Annotated in this window: 2 protein-coding genes; both read left to right on the forward strand. The window is 60.9% G+C overall.

The genetic code is table 11. The annotated features are described in order from the left end of the window. Nucleotides 1–187 precede the first annotated feature (187 nt). The gene (locus tag WBQ44_RS09315) at nt 188–973 is read left to right on the forward strand and encodes an ABC transporter permease (RefSeq protein WP_495566419.1); all 786 of its coding nucleotides are present in this window, start codon (nt 188–190) and stop codon (nt 971–973) included. A 53-nt stretch (nt 974–1,026) separates the two neighbouring features. Further along, on the forward strand, nt 1,027–1,620 hold a 594-nt coding region (locus tag WBQ44_RS09320; RefSeq protein ID WP_495566420.1), incomplete at its 3' end, for an ABC transporter ATP-binding protein.

Consider the following 1,620-nt stretch of genomic DNA (forward strand, 5'->3'; position numbering starts at 1 on the left):
GTGTACGCGATGCTGCTGGTCATAGGCGTTATTGGCATGATTCTTTACACCGTGCTCGTCAAGGTCGAGAAGACATCGATGAAGTGGGTACACATTGTCTAGTCTTACCGAGTCGCGACCGAAACTCGCTGCGGCTCAGCGAAGAACGAGAACGGCGTCGCCGACGCTGCCGCCACCCGTCCGGCGGGTGCTTGCCGCCCTGGGGTCGGTGTGGTTCGTCGCGCTTCTGCTGATCGTATGGGAGGTGTTCGCCCGATCGTCACCGACGGTGTTCTTCCCGCCCATCAGCGACGTGCTGGTGCAGTTCCGCAAGGATTGGCTGTCGGGCGACGCGTCGATGCTCTTCCTGTCGAACAATTTCTACGACACCGTTCCGGTCAGCCTCGGTCGCCTCGTTGCTGGATGGGGCTTGGCCGTCGTCGTCGGGGTGCTCTTCGGCATGGCGATTGGGCGCAGCTCCATTCTGTCCGGCATGTACAACCCGATCGTTCGCTTTTTCATGTCGCTGCCGAACGCAGCACTGCTGCCGGTGGCGTTCACGATCTTCGGTGCGAACAGCTCGATGAACATCTTCCTCATCTTCCTGGGCACCGTATGGCTCATCGTCGTCAACACGGCCGACGGCGTTTCGGGTGTCGACCCGCAGTGGCTACGGAGTGCCCGCAGCATGCACGTCGGCAAGAGGGATCTGTACTCGAAAGTGCTGTTGCCGGCGTCGATGCCGCAGATCATGGCAGGCCTTCGGGTGAGCGTCGGAATCGGATTGATCCTGATGATCATCTCCGAGTTGTACGCCACCACCTCCGGATTGGGATTCAACGTCGTGCTCTATCAGCAGACGTTCAAGTACAAGCAGATGTGGTCGGCATTCCTGCTGATCGCGCTGCTCGGAATCGTCCTCAACGCAGTGATGAACGCCATCGAAAAGCGCGTGTTGCGGTGGCAGCGTCGCAGTTCGTTGAGCGAGATGTGATGACCGCACCAGCACCCTCTGTGACACCGCACAAGACCCTCCAGGAGAACATCATGAAGCTGAGAGTCGACGGAGTCAGTAAGACCTACGGCGAGCGACTCGCCCTCGGACCGACCACCGTTTCCATCGACGACGAGGAGTTCGTCACCATCGTCGGACCGTCCGGCTGCGGAAAGTCCACCTTGTTGATGATGATGGCCGGACTGCTGAGTCCGAGCGAAGGCCAGGTCATGCTCGGCAACGAACCGGTGGACGGTCCGCCGTTCGGATTGTCCGTCGTGTTCCAGGACTACAGTCGCTCGCTGTTTCCCTGGATGACGGTCCGCAAGAATTTGTCGATGGCCGCAGCGGCCTACAAGTTGCCCAAGAGCGAGGTGACCGACCGCGTGGAGCACGCCCTGAATTCGGTCGGCCTGGCTGGGCAGGGCGAAATGTACCCCTGGCAGATGTCGGGGGGCATGCAGCAGCGTGTCGCGATTGCTCGCGCGCTCGTCGTCGAGCCGAAGGTGATGCTCATGGACGAGCCGTTCGCCGCAGTCGACGCCCAGACTCGCGCCGACCTCGAAGACCTGGTGCTCACCGTGCGCAACGAATACAAGGTCACCGTTGCGTTCGTCACGCACGACATCGACGAGGCCGTATACCTC

The sequence above is a fragment of the Rhodococcus sp. (in: high G+C Gram-positive bacteria) genome (assembly GCF_049591685.1).
In the GTDB taxonomy this organism is placed as follows: Bacteria; Actinomycetota; Actinomycetes; order Mycobacteriales; family Mycobacteriaceae; genus Rhodococcoides.